Here is a 16,237-nt window from a genome sequence, read left to right on the forward strand (position 1 = left end):
GTCCCACCACCCCGACGCCCCCGGCCGGCGCCCGCTCCCAGCCAGTTCACAGCCGCGTGCCCTGTCCGGCCGGTCGGGCCCGGCATACCCTGGACCGGCTCGTCACCCCCTCTGACCTGGGAGATCACACGGTGTCGTACCCCATCACTGCTGGACCGGCAGGTCCGGTTCCGCCGCGCCGGCGGCCCTGGCCGCGGTGGGCCCGGTGGTGCGTGGCGGCCGGCACCACCCTCATGACGCTGAGCGGCGTGGCGCTGGGCGGCAGCGCCTACCTGCTGCACGCGGCGACCGGCGAGGTCACCCAGCAGAACCTCCTGGGTGCCGCCGCCGCGCCCGCCGAGCAGCACCGGATGATCACCGGGGCGAAGAACATCCTGCTCGTCGGCGTCGACACCCGCGCCAACCAGGACCCGAGCCAGCTCACCCGCGCGGACTCGATCATCCTGCTGCACATCCCGGCCGACCACACCGAGGCGTACCTGGTCTCGCTGCCCCGGGACTCGCTGGTCACCATCCCCGCCTACGACAACGGGGCCACGCCGTTCCGCGGCGGGCAGAACAAGATCAACGCTGCCTTCGCGTTCGGCAGCAGGGGGCTGACCGGCTCCGCGGCGCTCTCGCACGGCTTCGAACTGCTGGCGCTGACCGTCCGCGACCTGACCGGCATCACCCCTGACGCCGGCGGGACCATCGATTTCGAGGGCTTCAAGAAGATCGTCCAGGTGCTCGGCCACGTCTGCATGTACGTCGACGAGACCACCACCTCGATCCACGTCGGGCACGACGCCGCCGGCAAGCCCGCCGCGCCGTACGTGATCAACCCGGACGGCACGGTCAACCACCGCATCCCCGGCGTCACCCCGAACGTCTACACGAAGGGACAGCACTGCCTCGATCCCGCCCAGGCGCTGGACTTCGTCCGGCAGCGGGACCTGCTGGCCAACCACGACTTCGACTACGGGCGGCAGCGCCACCAGCAGCAGTTCGTCAAGGCCGTGCTCGCCCAGGTGGTCAGCCAGGGACTGGACTCGCCGACGAAACTGCCCGGGCTGCTGTCGGCGGTCGGGCGGACCATGACTGTGGACGACGGCGGCAACCCGCTCGCCGACTGGGGGTTCGCCATGCGCGGTGTCCATCCCGACGTCATCACCACGCTCAAGACCAACGGCGGCACCTTCAACAGCCGTACCGTTCCGGGGGTCGGCAGCGCCGAGATCCTCAGCCCGACCAGCGTGCAACTGCTGCACGCGGTACGCGACGACACGGTCGCCGCGTTCGTCGCGGCCCATCCGACCTGGGTGGCCGACTCCGGCCCGACCCCCGCCGACCACTGACACCGGCGGGAGCGGGAAGCCTGCCCGGTACTCTGGCGATCATGGGGCGGCCGTGCTGCGCGGGCTGCTGGAGCGGTGCGACCGCGATGGCAGCCTGGTCCGGCTGAACGTGCTGCATGACGGCCCTTCGGTGGCCGTCAGCTGAGCTGCTCGGCCAGTGCGACGATGATGCCCTCCGGCCCGCGGACGTAGCAGAGCCGGTAGATGTCCTCGTACCGCGCCACCTCGCCGACGAGTTCGGCGCCGTGGGTCCGCAGGCGGGCGACGACGTCGTCGATGTCGTCGACGGCGAACATGATGTTGCGGATGCCCAGCGTGTTCGGCGGTGCGACGGACGGCTCCGCGCTGACCGCCGCCGGCGAGCGGAACTCCGTCAGCTCAAGCTTGCTGTGGCCGTCGGGGGTCCGCATCATGGCCATGTCGACCCGGACATCGTCGAGCCCCACGACACGGTCCACCCACCGTCCCTCGACCGGCGCCCTGCCCTCCAGCTCCATGCCGAGTTCGACGAAGAACGCCACCGCAGCCTCAAGGTCGTCGACGACGATGCCGACGTGGTCCATCCGCTGAATCGTCACGTCCGCGAGCATAATGACGGCCTCGTACGGATCACCGTCCGAGTGCGTCCCGGGCGGCGGCGGAACTGGCGGGCATCACCCGGCCCGCAGTGGCCGAGACGGCGTTACGCACCTCGTCCGCCAGTCGCGCTGAGCTGCCACCCGCCGCTCGCAGCTGCTCCAGGCCCATCCGGCCGAGGACTGCGGCAGCGACGAGGTAGCCGGCGGTCAGCCCGGACGCGGCCAGCCGCCGAGGCAGAAACGACTCCAGCATGCGCAGCGCAGTCGTCGAGGCCGCCCCGACGCCCAGCACAAGACAGCCTCCGGCCGTAGCCAACAGTGCGAGGCCGACTCCTGCGGGCAGGGCGGCATCGGCGAGTTGTTGGCGAACCTCCCGCACCTCCTCGCGGACCACGTCGGCCACGTCCGCCGCCAGACGATCAGTGGGACTGGCCGTGGCCCGGGCCCGTCCTGGCAGGTCTGCCGCCTCTTCCGTCATCGCTCATTCCTCTCCCGCGCGACCAAGCGGCACCCGCATACCCTCAGGCTCTCCCGACACACCCGAGGTCCGGGTGCTGCCCGAACAACCCTCGGCGGGTGGCTGCGGCGTGACGCGGGCGTGACGGCGGGGCGACGGCCGCGCGGGACCCTCGGCGGCGTGAGCAGCTTCCCGGGCAGCCCGCGTACCCTCCGCGGCGCCATCATCGCCGTGGACCCGCTGGGGCCGCTGTCCCGGGTGGTGGTGTTCCAGTACAACCCGGACCAGGTGCAGCGCACCATCGCACCCCGCTCCGGCGGGGAGTCCGGGCAGCGTGCCGCCGACGCGCACCGGGCCTGGGGCGCGCCCACCGAGACGATCACCATGACGGTCGACGTCGACGCCGCCGACCAGTTGGAGACCGGCGATCCGGTCGCCGCCACCGTGGGCGTCCTGCCCCAGCTGTCGGTGCTGGAGATGCTCCTGCACCCGGGCAGCGTCCGGGTGATCGCCAACTCGGTGCTGCTGGCCGCCGGGACCATCGAGATCCTGCCGGTGGAGCTGCCCATGGCGGTGCTGGTCTGGGGGCCGGCCCGGGTGGTGCCGGTGCGGATCACCCAGCTCGGCGTCACCGAGCAGGCGTTCAACCCGGCGCTCAGCCCGATCCGGGCCACCGTGGACGTCTCCGCCCAGGTGCTCACCTACGACGACCTGTCGCTGACCGACGTCGGCTACGGGCTCTACCTCGCGCACCTGGTCGCCAAGGAGGTCCTCGCCGTGGTGGGCGCGGTCTCCGGTGCCGTCGACGCCGTCACCGACCTGGCCGGAGCGTGAGATGACCGGGCGCTACGACTCCGTACCCGTCGCCGGAACGACCGTGCCCGACGGCGCCGGCGGCCTCCGCGAGGTGCGCTACCTGCGGCGGCGGCCGCTGCCGGAGCTGCGCGACGTGCGGGCCGCCGCCACCCACCGGGTGACCGCCTCCGACCGGCTCGACCTGGTCAGCCACCGTTACCTCGGCGACGCCACCGCCTGGTGGCGGATCGCCGACGCCAACGGGGCGCTCGACCCGGATGCGCTGACCGGCCCGGACGCCGAGGGCGAGCTGATCGTCATCCCGCTGCCGGGGGTGTGACGTGCTGCTCGGGTCCGGGCTGCGGCTCACCGTCCTGGCGGGACGGACCGTGCCGCTGCCGCTGTCGGTGGACCTGGCCCAGCGGTGGCGCTCCACCCGGGTCACCGAGAGCGACGCCGAGCGCAGCGCCTTCTCGCTGGTCTTCGACGCCGGTCGGGCCGGGCCGCTCGCCGCCGTGGACAGCCCGTTCGGGCCCACCGGGCCGCTGGTCCCGTTCGCCCGGGTGGTGCTGGTGCTCACCTTCGGCGTGGTGCCGGTGGTGCTCTTCGACGGGATCGTCACCGAGACCCGGCTCGACCCGGGCACCGGCGCCGGGCGGGCCACCTTCACGGTCACCGGGGAGGACGTGGGCAACCTGCTCGACCGCGAGGACCGCGACGTCGAGCATCCCGCCCTCGACGACTACCTGACCGTGCTGAAGATCCTCGCGCCGTACGCGGCGCGCGGCATCCTGCCGAAGGCGCTGCCCGCCCCGGTCACCGACCCGCCGCTGCCCATCGACCGGATCCCCACCCAGCACGGCACCGACCTGGAACACCTGGCCGAACTGGCCGAGCGGCACGGCTACGTCACCTACGTCGACCCCGGCCCGGTGCCCGGAATCAGCTCGTTCTACTGGGGACCGCCGGTGCGGCTCGGCCTGCCGCAGCCCGCGCTCGCCGTCGACCTGGGCTCGGACAGCAACGTGCGGGAGGTCTCCTTCCGTACCGAGGCGACCCGGCCGGCCACCGTCACCGGGGCGGTGCACGACCGGCGGACCGGGGTCACCCTGCCGGTCGCCGCGGTGGCCAGCACCCGGCCGCCGCTGGCCGCCGTGCCGTTCGCGCTGGCCAACGCCGGGGACGTGCGGCGGCGGCGGCTGCGCGAGGGCAGCAGCGACGCGGTCTCCGCCTTCGCCCGCGCGCAGAGCGAGGTGGACCGCGGCGCCGACGCGCTGGTCGCCGAGGGCACCGCCGACGGCGCCCGGTACGGGGCGGTGCTGCGCCCCCGCGGCCTGGTCGGCATGCGCGGCGCCGGCTGGAGCCACGACGGCCTCTGGTACGTCCGCCAGGTGGAGCACGACCTCGCCCACGGCAGCTACCGGGTCGGCTTCACCCTCTCCCGGGACGGCCACGGCTCGGTCACCCCCGCGCTGCCCCGGAGCCCACTGTGACCACCCGGGAGGAGCCGCGATGACCCGGCAGTTCTTCGGCGTCTACCGGGGAAAGGTGGAGCAGAACCTGGACCCGATGCTGCGCGGGCGGGTGCAGGTCTCCGTCCCGAAGGTGCTCGGCGACGGCCGGCTGGCCTGGGCCGAACCGTGCGTGCCCTACGCCGGCAACGGCGTCGGCGGTTTCAACCTGCCGCCGGTGGGCGCCGCCGCCTGGGTGGCGTTCGAGGGCGGCAGCCCCGACTACCCGGTCCTGCTGGGCTGCTACTGGCAGGTCGGCGAGTCGCCCGCGCCCGGGCTGCCGCAGCAGCGGGTGTTCCAGTCCGACTCGGTCAGCGTCACGGTCAGCGACCTGCCCATGGTGGGCGGGCTGACCATCGAGGTCGGGCCGCCGGCCGTGCTGATCCCGCTCAAGGTGGTGCTCGGCCCGGGCGGGATCGAACTGTCCACCGGCGCCACCAAGGTCGTCCTCGACGGCGTTCGGGTCTCGGTCAACGACGGCGCGCTGGAGGTGATGTGATGCCCGCACCCCTCGTCCACCAGGGCGCCGTGGTGATCTGCGCGCACGGAGGCCAGGCCATGCCCACCGTGCCCAACCCCCGGGTACGCGTCGGCGGGCAGGCCACCGTGCTGCTCGCCGCACCGTGGACGGTGGCGGCCTGCCCGTTCCCGCCGGTCTCCGGCGGCCCCTGCGTGACCAGCGTGTGGAGCGTCGGCAGCGTCCGTGTCCGCTCGATGGGCCAGCCCCTCGTGCTGGCCTCCGGCCTGGCCACCTGCGCGCCGACCGGCGTGCCCCTGGCGGTTACCGCCAGCCAGTTCCGGGCGGTGGCCACGTGATCCCCGGCCGGCACGTCGGCTTCCCGCTGCGCGTCGGCGGCCGGGGCCGCACCGCCCTGGTCGGCGACGAGGACTACCTGCGCGGCCTGGTCGAGGCGGTGCTGTTCACCCGCCCCGGCGAACGGGTCAACCGGCCCGACTTCGGCAGCGGCGTCGACCGGCTGGTCTTCGCCCCGGCCGGCGACGAGATGGCGCACGCCACCCGGGCGCTGGTGCACGGCGCCCTGCAACGCTGGCTCGGCGACCTCGTGCAGATCGACGACGTACGGGTCGAGGCGGTTGACGCCCAGTTGCGGGTGACCGTCAGCTACGTGCCGCTGGTCGCCGGGGCGGCCGTCGGCGAGCGGCGCACCCTCACCGTCGTGGGCGGCGCCCCGTGACCGCGCCGCTGCTCGACCGGGACGCCCGCCGGGCGCTCGTCGAGGGGGAGAGCGCCCTCGACGGGATCGACCACGTCGAGGTGCTGTCGAATCGGCCCGGCACTCCGGGCCACGTGCCCGGCGCACCCCGCCAGCGCACCCTCCTCGTGCACCTGATGCGCGGCCCGGTCCCCGCCGACCTCGACGCCGGCCGGGTCCGCGTCCTCGGCGGGGTGCGCGTCGACCCGCGGGTCAACCCGGTGCGGGTGCTCTGGGCGTACCCGGCGAGCGTGGTGGCGGCCGGACCGCCGCCGGGAGTGACCGCGGCCGACCGGACCCTGGTGACCGGGGCGGTGCCGGCGCCCGCGCGCGGCCGGGTGCTGGTGGTGCGCACCTCCTCCAGCGGGGACTGGTCCAGCTACCTGCTCGCCCTCACCGGCCCGGGCGGCGAGGGCCTCCCGGCCGGCTTCGACGAGCCCCTGTCCACGTGCCCGTTCGCCTTCGCCGTCGACTGCCCCGACGAGCTGGACTGCCGGCCCGACGACGGCTGTCCGCCGGTGCCCGCCACCACGCCCGCCCTGGACTACCTGGCCCGCGACTACGCCGGCCTGCGCACCCGGCTGCTCGACCGGCTCGCCGTGCTGCTGCCCGGCTGGACCGACCGCAACGCGGCCGACCCGCTGGTCACCCTCGCCGAGCTGTTCGCGTACGTGGGGGACCGGCTCACCTACCGGCAGGACGCGATCGCCGCCGAGGCGCACCTGGCCACCGCGCGGCTGCGCCCGTCGGTGCGCCGGCACGCCCGGCTGCTCGACTACCGGATGCACGACGGCTCCGCCGCCCGGACCTGGCTGGCGTTCCGCACGGCCGCGCCGCTGACCCTGCCGGCGCGTACCCCGGTCGCCGGGGCCGAGGACCCGCTGCCGCCGGACGCGGGCGTGGCGGAGGCGGTGGACGCCGGCGCCACCGTCTTCGAGACCGTCGCCGCGGTGGCGCTGCGCCCGGCCCGCAACCAGCTCGACCTGCACGCCTGGGGCGACCCCGACGCCTGCCTGCCGGCCGGCGCGACCAGCGGCTGGCTGCGCCACCCGGCCGGCGCCGACCCGCAGTTGCGCGCCGGTGACGTGCTCGTCCTCGCGCCGGTCGACGAGACCGGCGCCGTGGTCGGCGACGAGGCGCGCCGGCAGGCCGTCCGGCTCGACCGCGACCCGGTCACCCGCGCCGACCCGCTCGCCCCCGCCGGCACGGTCGTCCGCGAGCTGCACTGGGCCGCCGAGGACGCCCTGGCGGTTCCGCTGCCCGTGGCCCGCCGGGCCGCCGACGGCACGGCCGCCCCGGCCGCCGCCGCGCTCGCCAACGTCGCGCTCGCCGAGCACGCCGCCGCGCTGCCCCCGCGCGGGCTGCTCCCGCCGCAGGCCCCCGCCGACGGCCCGTACCAGCCCCGGCTGCCCACCGGGCGGCACCCGGTGGCCTGGACGGACGTGGTCGTGGACGGGCGCAGCGCCGCCGCCGCGCTGCGGCCTGACCCGCGCCGCGCGCTGCCCGCCGTGCTGCTCGACGACGGCAGCCGCACCTGGACGCCGGTGCCCGACCTGCTGGCCAGCGGCCGGCTGGACCCGCACGTGGTGGCCGAACCGGAAACCACCGGCGTGCTGCGGCTGCGCACCGGCGACGGGATCAACGGCCGGCGCCCGGCGCCCGGCGTCACGCTCACCGCCTGGCCCCGGGTTGGCGGCGGCACCGCCGGCAACGTCGGCGCGGACGTGCTCACCCTGCTGCTGCCCACAGCCGCGTGGTCGGTGCCGGCCGGGGTGAGCGTCAGCAATCCGCTGCCGGCCACCGGCGGCGTCGACCCCGAGCCGGTCGACGAGGTGAAGGAGCTGGCCCCGTACGCGTTCCGCACCCAGCTCCGCGCGGTCACCAGCGCCGACCACGCCGCCGCAGCCGAGGAGAACCCGGGCGTGCAGCGCGCGGTGGCCCGCCGCCGCTGGACCGGTTCCTGGTACGCCCAGGAGGTCACCCTCGACCCGGTGGCCCGCCGGGCCGACGACCCCGCGCTCGCCGCCGAGGTGGCCGCCCTGCTGGACGTACGCCGGCTGGCCGGCACCGACGTGGAGCTGGCGCCGCCCGCGCACGTCCCGCTGGAGATCGTCCTCGGCATCTGCGTCGCCGACGGCCACCTCGCCGCCGACGTGGAACGCCGGCTGCGCGCCGAACTGTCCGTCCGGGTGCTGCCCGACGGCCGGCTCGGCTTCTTCCACCCCGACCGGCTCACCTTCGGCCAGTCCCTCTACGTCTCCGACCTGGTCGCCGCCGTCATGGCCGTGCCCGGCGTCGGCTACGTCGAGGTGGCCGACGACGACGCCACCGGCCTGCGGTTCCGCCGGCTCGGCCGGCCACCCGCCGGGGAGGTGGCCCGCGGCCGGATCGACGCCGCCGCCCGCGAGGTGCTGCGCGCCGACAGCGACCCGAGCAACCCGGAGTACGGCCGGGTCGCCTTCCACCTGCGCGGTGGCGCGTGAGCTGCGGGTGCGGCGGCGGGTGCGGGTGCGACCCGCTGCACCCGCCCGCGCCCGAGGTGACCAACCCGCCCGGTCAGCCCGCCCTGGCCTGGCGGGTCTCCCCGCACAGCCACGCCCTCGCGCGGATGCGGGCCGCGCTAGCCGACCCGGGCCTGCCGGCCGGCGTGCGGGCGGCGGCCGGGCAGGACGCCGACGACCCGATGCTGGCGCTGCTCGACGCCGCGGCCGTGATGACCGACGTGGTCTCCTTCTACACCGAGCGGATCGCGCAGGAGGCGTACCTGCGCACGGCCACCGAGCTGACCTCGGTGCGGCACCTCGCCGGCATGATCGGCTACCAGCCGCGCCCCGGCGTCGCCGCCGCCGTCGACATCGCCTTCGACGTGGAGGACGCGCCGGGCGCGCCGTCGCAGGTGGACGTGCCCGCCGGCACCCCGGTGCAGTCGGTGCCCGGGCAGGGCGAGCTGCCGCAGACCTTCGAGACCGGCGCCGACCTGCGCGCGTACGCGGCGTGGAACGCGATCCCCGGCGCCACGGCCGGGCCGCAGGAAATCGACTTCGCCACCGACGAGATCTGGCTGCGCGGCACCGCCCTCGGCCTGCGAGCCGGCGACGGGGTGCTCGTGGTCGGCGCGGAACGCCGCCGCTACGGGCGGACCCCCGCGCACAGCCGGGCCGCCGGCGACCGGCGGCGCGACGACGAGCGCTGGGACTTCCGCGTCGTCACCGCCGTCGAGGAAGGACCGCCCGGCCTGGCCGGCTGGACCCGGCTGGCCCTCGCTGAGCGGATCGGCTGGCGGCGGTCGACGCCGCTCACCGCCGAGGAGGACGTGCAGGTGCACGCCTTCGCCACCCGGACCAACCTGTTCGGCTGGAACGCCCCGATGGCCGGCCTGCTCGCCGGGAACGACCCCCCGCCGCCCGGCATCACCAACGGCGAGTGGGACGACATCGACAACCCGTTCCCGCCCGGCGACCCGGCCCCCGGCGACCCGGCCCCCGCCGACGTGGTCGAGGTCGACGGCGACCACCCCCGGATCGTGCCCGGCTCCTGGCTGCTGCTCGAACGCCCCGACTACCGCGAGCTGTACGCCGTCGAGGCGGCCGACCCGGCCGGCGACTCCCGGTTCGGGATCAGCGGCCGGACCACCCGGCTGCGCGTCGACATCACCGAGAACCTGGACACCTTCGGCCGCCGGGACACCCTGGTGCGCGGCGAGTCCCGACCGCTGCCGGCAGCCGAGCGGCCCCTCGTGGAGCCGGTCGGCGGCCGGCGGCTCACCCTTGTCGCCACCGACCCGCCGCTGCCCGCCGGCCGCCGGGTGGTGGTCACCGGGTTCCCGCCCGGCGGCCCGCCCGCCGACCCGCTCGTCGCGGCGGCCACCGCGCCGCCGCTGGCCGAGACCGCGGTGGTGCTGGCCTGCGCGGTCGCCGCCGACGGCCGGAGCATGACCGTCGACCTGGACCGCGACCTCACCCTTCACTACGATCCGCGCGGCCTGCGGGTGCGCGGCAACGTCGCGCCGGCCAGCCACGGCGAGACCGTCGTCCAGCCACTCGGCAGCGGCGACCCCACCCTCGCCTTCCAGCGGATGCGCACCCGGCGCGGCCCGCTCACCCACCTCCGCGACGACAGCCCCGCCGGCGCCCGCAGCACCCTCGAGGTCCGGGTCGACGGCGTGCGCTGGGACCCGGTGCCCGCGCTGGACACCGCCGGTCCGCGCGACCGGGTGCACACCGAGCGGCTCGACGACGAGGGCCTGGCCACGGTCACCACCGGCGACGGCCGGCACGGCGCCCGCCTGCCCGGCGGCGTGGAGAACGTGGTGGCCACCTACCGGGTCGGGGTCGGCGGCGCCGGGGCGGTCCGGGCCGGCCAGCTCAGCATCCTGCCCCGCCGCCCGTACGGGGTGCGCGCCGCCGGCAACCCCGCCCCGGCCCGGGACTGGGCCGACCCGGAGCAGCTCGACGCGGCGCGGGCGCACGCCCCGCTGCGGATCCGCACCCTGGACCGGGCCGTCTCGGTGGCCGACCACGAGGACTTCGCGGCCGGCTTCGCCGGGGTCACCCTGGCCCGCGCCGACGACGTCTGGGACGGCCGGGAGCAGGTGGTCGTCGTCTCCGCGCTCGGCGCCGCCGCCGGCGGCGGGGCTGCCCCGGCCGGGCCGGAACTGCTCGCCGCGCTGCGCGCCGCCCTGGTGGCCGCCCGGGACCCCGGCACCCGGCTCGCCGTGCTCGCCGGCGAGACCGTCCCGTTCGGACTGCACGTCGATCTCGCGCACGACCCGGCGTACCCGCGCGCCGACGTGGAGGCCGCCGTGCGGGCCGCCCTCGCGGCCGCGTACACGCCGCCGGCGCTGGGCTTCGCCACCGGCGTGGTGGCCTCCCGGGCCCTGGTCACCGTCCGGGCCGTGCCCGGGGTACGCGCCTGCACCCTGCCCCGGCTCGCCGCGCCGCCCGGCGGCGCCGCCGTCGACCTGCTGGCCGCGCTGCCCGGCCGGTTCGCCGGCACCCTGCGCCCCGCCCAGGTGCTCACCCTCGCCGAGGTGACGATCGGGGTGATGTCATGACCGAGCCCGCCCTGCACCGCCTGCTCGACCTGGTTCCCGTGCACCTGCTGGCCCGCGACGCCCAGGCCGACGGCGGCACCGGCCCGCTCACCGCGCTGCTCGCCGCCGTGGCCGGCGAGCTGGACCTGCTGGAGGCCGACCTCGACCGGCTGCACGACGGGTTCTTCGTCGAGACCTGCGCCGAGTGGCTGGTGCCGTACCTCGCCGACCTCGTCGGCCTCGCCGAACTGCCCCCCGACCTCGGCGTCACGGTGAGCCGGCGGGCCCTGGTCGCCAACACCGTCGCCTACCGTCGCCGCAAGGGCACCGTGGCCGTGCTGGAACAGGTCGCCCGGGACGTCACCGGCTGGCCGGCCCGCGCCGTCGAGCACCACCCGCTGCTCGTCGGCGCCACCCACGTCAACCACGTCCGCCCCGACCGGCCGGCCACCGTCTCGCTGCGCGGCGCCGCCCGGATCGAGGCCGCCGCCGTGGTCAGCCCACCCGGGCCGCGCGGCGCCCTCGACCCGCTCACCCACACCGCCGAGGTACGCCGCATCCCCACCCGCCGCGGCCGCTACGGCATCGACCACGTGGCCGTGCACCTGTTCCCGACCCAGGCGTACGAGGTGGGCGCCCCCGAGGCCGACCCGCCGGCCGGCCCGAACGGCGGCTGGTCCGCCGCCCGCGCCGCCGGTGACCACTGGACGTTCGACCCGCTCGGCCGGACCGTGCCCCTGTACGCCCCGCCCCGCCGCGAGGAGGCCGTCGAGCGGCTCGCCACCGAAGTGGACCTGCCCGTGCCGCTGCGCCCACGCCGGCTGCTCGACCTGCTCGGGCAGGCCCGCGCCGGCGCCCTGGCGGCGACCGCGCTGCCGCTCGGCATACGGCTGCAGGTCGGCGGCGTCGACCAGCCCGACCTGACCCCCGACCGGATCCGGGTCTGCCACCTGGAGGACCTGGCCCCCGGCGCGGCGCCGCAGGTGATGGTCGACCCGGTCACCGGCCGGCTGCGGGTCCACGCGGCGGCCGCCCCCGACGCGGTCTTCGTCCGCTACGCCTACGGCGGCCTCGCCGACGTCGGCGCCGGCACCTACGACCGGACCGCCGCTCACGAGGCGCTGCTCGCCACCGACCCCGGCGCCCCGGTCACCGCCGGCGGTCCGGACGCCCCGCCCGCCGCCGGCCAGACCCAGGTGTGCTCCGGCACGCCCGCCCCCGCCGGCAGCGTACCCACCCTCGCCGCCGGCCTGGCCGCTGCCGAGGCGTCCTGGGCGGCCCCCGGCAGCACCACCCGCGGCGGCACGTACGTGGTCTCGGTCGCCGACAGCGCCAGCTACCCGGGGGACGTGGCGGTCACCGTGCCCGCCGGCACCCGCCTCGTGCTGGTGGCGGCCGGCTGGCCGACCCGCCGGCTCCCGGACGGCGAGGTGCTCGCCCCCGTCCCCGGCCGGTACGCCCCCGACGGGCTGCGCCCGCACCTGCGCGGCAGCCTGCGGATCACCGGCGAGCCGGGCAGCAGCGTCATCGTCGACGGGCTGCTCGTCGAGGGCGACCTGGTCGTCGCACCCGGCCAGCTGGGGCACCTCACCGTCGCGCACGCCACGGTCACCGGCGCGGTACGGGTCGACTCGGCCGCCGGCCGGCCCAACAGCCGGCTGCAGCTCCGGCTCAGCCGGGTGGTGGCCGGCGCGGTCACGCTCGCCGCCACCGTGCCGATGGCCACCGTGGACACCTGCGTGCTGGACGCCACCGCCGGCGGCGGCACCGCGCTCGCCGGCGAGGGCGTGCACGCCTGCCTGGAGGGCAGCACCGTGCGCGGCGCGGTCCGCGTCCGCAGCCTCGACGCCAGCAGCTGCGTGCTCGACGGGCCGGTGGAGGTGGCCCACCGGCAGGTCGGCTGCCTGCGGTTCAGCTACGTCGCCCCCGGCTCGCGCACCCCGCGGCGCTACCGCTGCGTGCCGGCCGACGGCGAACCCGGCCCCCTCCCGGTGTACGCGGCCACCGACCCGGCCTCGCCCGCGTACCCGGCCCTCGCCGGGTCCTGCCCGCTGCCCATCCGGGAGGGCGGCGAGGACCGGGCCGAGCCGGGCGTGCACCACCACCTCAGGCGACCGTTGCGGCTCCGGGCGGCGCAGCGGCAGCTCGACCCCTACCGGCCGGTGGGCATCGAGCTCGGGATCTTCGGGAGTTGACGTGCACGGAGACTTCACCCGCTGGACGTTCGACCCGCGCGACGGCTACCGCCAGGTGCTGTTGCAGCAGGGACGGATGCTGCTCGACGCCGAGTGGAACGAGCAGACGAAGATCACGGCCTGGCACGACGAGGAGCGGACCCGCGACATCGTCGGCGCGGCCGGCGGGCCGCTCGACGGGGCCGGCTTCGCCGTGGTGGACACCGCAGGCGCCAGCCCCACCGCGACCGCCTGGGCCGACCTGCGGATCACCCCCGGCCGCTACTACGTCGACGGGGTGCTGGTCGACGCCGCCGCGCCGGCCGGCGGTGGGGCCGGGCACAAGCTCGCCGACCAGCCCTACCTGCCCAAGGTCGGCGACCTGCCCGGCCTGCCCGAGCCGGCCGCCGACGGCCGGTACGCCGTCCTGCTCGACGTCGCCGACCAGCACGTCACCGCCGACCAGGCGCCCCGGCTGCGGGAGGCCGCCCTCGGCGGCCCGGACACCACCACCCGGGCCCGGACCGTCTGGCAGGTCCGGTTGGTCAAGGTGGCCGCCGGCACGGCCTGCGCCGACGTGGTCGACCCGGTGTGGGGGGACCGGACCGCCCCGACCATGACCGCCGCGCTGCGCGAGGTGGACCCCACCGCCGACCCGTGCCGCCTCAGCGGCTCCGGGGGCTACCGGCGGCTGGAGAACCAGCTCTACCGGGTCCAGGTGCACGACGTGGCCGGCGACGGCACCGCCCGCTACGTCTTCTCGCGCGAGAACGGCAGCGTGGTGGCCCGGCTGACCGCCATCGGCCCACCCTCGGCGGCCGCCGCGGCCGCCGGGATGGACGCCGAGCTGAGCCTGGACCGGGTCGGCCGGGACGAGGAGCTGTCCTTCCGCGAGGGTGACCTGATCGAGGTGACCAGCCCCGACCGGGAGCTGCACGGCCGGCCCGGCCACCTGGCCACCGCCGGGGCCCCGGACGGGACCGCGCTGCCGGTGACATGGGCGGCCGGCGCCCCGGCCGGCCTCGCCGCGCTCGGCCGCACCCCGATCGTCCGCCGCTGGGACGGCCCGGCCCAGGTCGCCAACGCCAGCCCCGACGAACTGGACGACGCAGGCATCGAGGTCCGCTTCGGCGCCGGCGACTTCCGGGTCGGCGACCACTGGCTCATCCCGGCCCGCACGGTCCGCCTCGTCTACGGCGTCAGCGCCCTCTCCGGCACCATCGACTGGCCCACCGACGACCTCGGCAACGCCCTCGCCCGCCCGCCGCTGGGGCCGGTGCACCACGTCGCCGTGCTCGGCATCCTCCGCCGCACCACCGTCGGCGGCGCCGGCCGTTGGGCGCTCGACGAGGACTGCCGCCGGCTCACCCCGCCGCTGACCGACCTGGTCACCCTCGACCTGTTCGGCGGCGACGGGCAGCAGGCCCCGCCCGGCCAGCCGCTGCCCGAGCCGGTGCGGGTGGTGGTCCGCAACGGCGGCCGGCCGGTGCACCGCGCCCGGGTCCGGTTCACGGCCGTCGACGGGCATCTGTCCGCCGGCGTACCCACCGCCGCCGACCCGGCCCAGGTGATCCTGGAGACCGACCCGCGCGGCCAGATCGACGTGCGCTGGCTGCTGCCCAGCACCGGCCCGGCCACCCGCGTGCTCACCGCGGTCCGGCTCGACGACGCCGACGCCCCGGTCGACGCCGAGGTCCGGGTCACCGGCCGCCGCGACGAGGGCGGCACCGTCTGCCTGGTGGTCCGCCCCGAGACCGACCTGGTGCGGCTGTTCGCCGACCTGTCCGGGGTCACGGCGCTGGCGCTCTGCCTGACCGCGGGAGAGTGGACGCTGGACGAGCCGGCCCTGCTGTCCGGGGTGTCCTGCGTACTGGTCACCGGGGTCGGCTCCGCCACCCGGATCGTCTCCGCCGCCGAGTCGGCGCTGCGCTTCACCGACTGCGGCGAGGTGCAGGTCCGCGACCTGTCCGTGGCGGCCGTGCCCGTCGAGAGCGACCAGCGCAACGGCGCCCTCGACATCCAGCGCACCGGCCTGGTCCTCGTCGAACGGGTCCACGCCGAGATGGGCGACGCCCCGGCCGCCGTGGCCAGCGGCATCACCGTCCGGGGCGACGACACCGAGGGTGGCCGGCCGGTGGAGCGCGCCGTGGTCCGCGACTGCCGGGTCGAGGCGGGGCACGCGCAGACCGGCGTACTGGTGCTGCACAGCCGGCGCACCGACGTGACCGGCTGCGACGTGCTGGCCACCGCCGACCCGGGCGCCGACCCGGAGAAGCGGTTCCTCGACTGGCTGGGCGACCCCCGCTTCGCCCGGCGGATCGCCCGGCGGGCCGTGCACCCGCTGCTCGCCGGGGAGGACGGGCTCGGCCTACGGCGCGGCTGGTCGTCGCAGGTGGAGACCCGCAACCTGCGGTTCGGCTCCGAGATCGACGACCCGAAGGGCTGGACCGCGTACCTCGGCGACCAGGAGGTCAAGACCGTCGAGGAACTCCAGGACGTGGTCCGCGACGACCTGGTCCGGCACAACCCGGACTCCCGGTTCTTCGACGAGCGGACACGGTTCGCCGCCTGGCTGCGCCGGGTCGCCGAGGAGTTCGCCACCGTGGCCACGGCTACCGCCGGCATCACCGTGGCCGGGACCACCGCCGCCGACGTGCGGGTCCGCGACAACACCGTGACGGGCGCGCTCACCGGCATCAGCGTCGCCCTCGGTGACCCCGACGAGGAGCGCGAGACGGTACGCCGGGCGTGGATCACCGGCAACACGATCGCGCCGCCGGCGCGGGCCGCCACCGCCTTCCTGCACCAGGGGATGTACGTCGGGGACTGCCACCGCCTCGACGTGTCGTCCAACGTGGTCGACCTGGCCGACGGCAAACCCGGGTACCCGGCACAAGGGCTGCTCTGCGCCGGCCGGCTCGGCCCGCACGCGGTCGCCGCGGCGAACACCTTCGACGGCACGGCGCTCGGGATCCGGGTGGTTCCCGGCCCGTCGGGCTCGCCCGCGCTGTGGGTGGCGCGCGACAATGTCTGCACCACCGGCCCGGTGCTGGTCGACGGCACCGGATTGTGGCGGGACGAGAACTGATGGCCGCCGGGGGTATAACATCAAGCCTGGTCGAAGCCTACGACAGGTCTGTTC

The 16,237-nt window shown here is 76.5% G+C and carries 13 protein-coding genes; 11 read left to right on the forward strand and 2 right to left on the reverse strand.

The features are described 5' to 3' along the window. Nucleotides 1–212: 212 nt before the first annotated feature. Nucleotides 213–1,334, forward strand: a complete 1,122-nt coding sequence (locus ABZS80_RS22420; RefSeq protein WP_355058633.1) for an LCP family protein — start codon at nucleotides 213–215, stop codon at nucleotides 1,332–1,334. Nucleotides 1,335–1,471: 137 nt separating this feature from the next. Here ABZS80_RS22420 and ABZS80_RS22425 read toward each other — a convergent pair whose 3' ends face one another. Continuing rightward, the gene (locus ABZS80_RS22425; RefSeq protein WP_355058635.1) at nucleotides 1,472–1,912 is read right to left on the reverse strand and encodes a VOC family protein; all 441 of its coding nucleotides are present in this window, start codon (nucleotides 1,910–1,912) and stop codon (nucleotides 1,472–1,474) included. Between the two features lie 31 nt (nucleotides 1,913–1,943). Further along, the gene (locus ABZS80_RS22430; RefSeq protein WP_355058637.1) at nucleotides 1,944–2,390 is read right to left on the reverse strand and encodes a phage holin family protein; all 447 of its coding nucleotides are present in this window, start codon (nucleotides 2,388–2,390) and stop codon (nucleotides 1,944–1,946) included. Nucleotides 2,391–2,549: 159 nt separating this feature from the next. On the opposite strand from ABZS80_RS22430, the gene ABZS80_RS22435 reads away from it, so the two are divergent. From ABZS80_RS22435 to ABZS80_RS22480, 10 genes are read left to right on the forward strand one after another with little or no spacing between them, the layout of a single operon-like run. Next, nucleotides 2,550–3,203 (forward strand): hypothetical protein, encoded by a 654-nt coding sequence (locus ABZS80_RS22435; protein ID WP_091261540.1) that lies wholly within the window; start codon nucleotides 2,550–2,552, stop codon nucleotides 3,201–3,203. A gap of 1 nt (nucleotide 3,204) precedes the next feature. Beyond that, nucleotides 3,205–3,504 (forward strand): LysM domain-containing protein, encoded by a 300-nt coding sequence (locus ABZS80_RS22440; protein WP_355058639.1) that lies wholly within the window; start codon nucleotides 3,205–3,207, stop codon nucleotides 3,502–3,504. A 1-nt stretch (nucleotide 3,505) separates the two neighbouring features. Continuing rightward, a complete protein-coding gene (locus tag ABZS80_RS22445) occupies nucleotides 3,506–4,657 on the forward strand; it encodes a hypothetical protein (RefSeq protein ID WP_355058641.1) in 1,152 nt (383 codons plus the stop codon). 19 nt (nucleotides 4,658–4,676) lie between these two features. After that, nucleotides 4,677–5,174, forward strand: coding sequence for a phage baseplate assembly protein V (locus tag ABZS80_RS22450; RefSeq protein ID WP_355058643.1), 498 nt, complete (start codon nucleotides 4,677–4,679; stop codon nucleotides 5,172–5,174). Beyond that, the gene (locus ABZS80_RS22455) at nucleotides 5,174–5,491 is read left to right on the forward strand and encodes a hypothetical protein (protein WP_212836485.1); all 318 of its coding nucleotides are present in this window, start codon (nucleotides 5,174–5,176) and stop codon (nucleotides 5,489–5,491) included. Before ABZS80_RS22450 ends, ABZS80_RS22455 begins: the two co-directional genes overlap by 1 nt. After that, nucleotides 5,488–5,871: a GPW/gp25 family protein gene (locus ABZS80_RS22460; protein ID WP_355058645.1), complete on the forward strand. Its 384-nt coding sequence runs from the start codon at nucleotides 5,488–5,490 to the stop codon at nucleotides 5,869–5,871. Before ABZS80_RS22455 ends, ABZS80_RS22460 begins: the two co-directional genes overlap by 4 nt. Then, nucleotides 5,868–8,372 carry a putative baseplate assembly protein gene (locus ABZS80_RS22465; protein WP_355058647.1) on the forward strand — a complete coding sequence of 835 codons (2,505 nt, stop codon included), beginning with the start codon at nucleotides 5,868–5,870 and terminating at the stop codon, nucleotides 8,370–8,372. The genes ABZS80_RS22460 and ABZS80_RS22465 overlap by 4 nt, the downstream gene beginning before the upstream one ends. Beyond that, nucleotides 8,369–10,942, forward strand: a complete 2,574-nt coding sequence (locus ABZS80_RS22470) for a baseplate J/gp47 family protein (RefSeq protein WP_355058649.1) — start codon at nucleotides 8,369–8,371, stop codon at nucleotides 10,940–10,942. The genes ABZS80_RS22465 and ABZS80_RS22470 overlap by 4 nt, the downstream gene beginning before the upstream one ends. Further along, a complete protein-coding gene (locus ABZS80_RS22475; RefSeq protein ID WP_355058651.1) occupies nucleotides 10,939–13,116 on the forward strand; it encodes a phage tail protein in 2,178 nt (725 codons plus the stop codon). Before ABZS80_RS22470 ends, ABZS80_RS22475 begins: the two co-directional genes overlap by 4 nt. Before the next feature lies 1 nt (nucleotide 13,117). Beyond that, on the forward strand, nucleotides 13,118–16,183 hold the full coding sequence (locus tag ABZS80_RS22480; protein ID WP_355058653.1) for a DUF6519 domain-containing protein: 3,066 nt from the start codon (nucleotides 13,118–13,120) through the stop codon (nucleotides 16,181–16,183). The last annotated feature ends 54 nt before the right edge of the window (nucleotides 16,184–16,237 follow it).

Origin of the sequence: Micromonospora sp. NPDC005305, assembly GCF_040607315.1 — a bacterium.
Lineage (GTDB): Bacteria > Actinomycetota > Actinomycetes > Mycobacteriales > Micromonosporaceae > Micromonospora.

Coding starts and splice junctions, on each gene's coding strand:
- ABZS80_RS22430 (WP_355058637.1), bottom strand. CDS start 2,390: ATGACGGAAGAGGCGGCAGACCTGCCAGGACGGGCCCGGGCCACGGCC.
- ABZS80_RS22455 (WP_212836485.1), top strand. CDS start 5,174: ATGCCCGCACCCCTCGTCCACCAGGGCGCCGTGGTGATCTGCGCGCAC.
- ABZS80_RS22440 (WP_355058639.1), top strand. CDS start 3,205: ATGACCGGGCGCTACGACTCCGTACCCGTCGCCGGAACGACCGTGCCC.
- ABZS80_RS22475 (WP_355058651.1), top strand. CDS start 10,939: ATGACCGAGCCCGCCCTGCACCGCCTGCTCGACCTGGTTCCCGTGCAC.
- ABZS80_RS22450 (WP_355058643.1), top strand. CDS start 4,677: ATGACCCGGCAGTTCTTCGGCGTCTACCGGGGAAAGGTGGAGCAGAAC.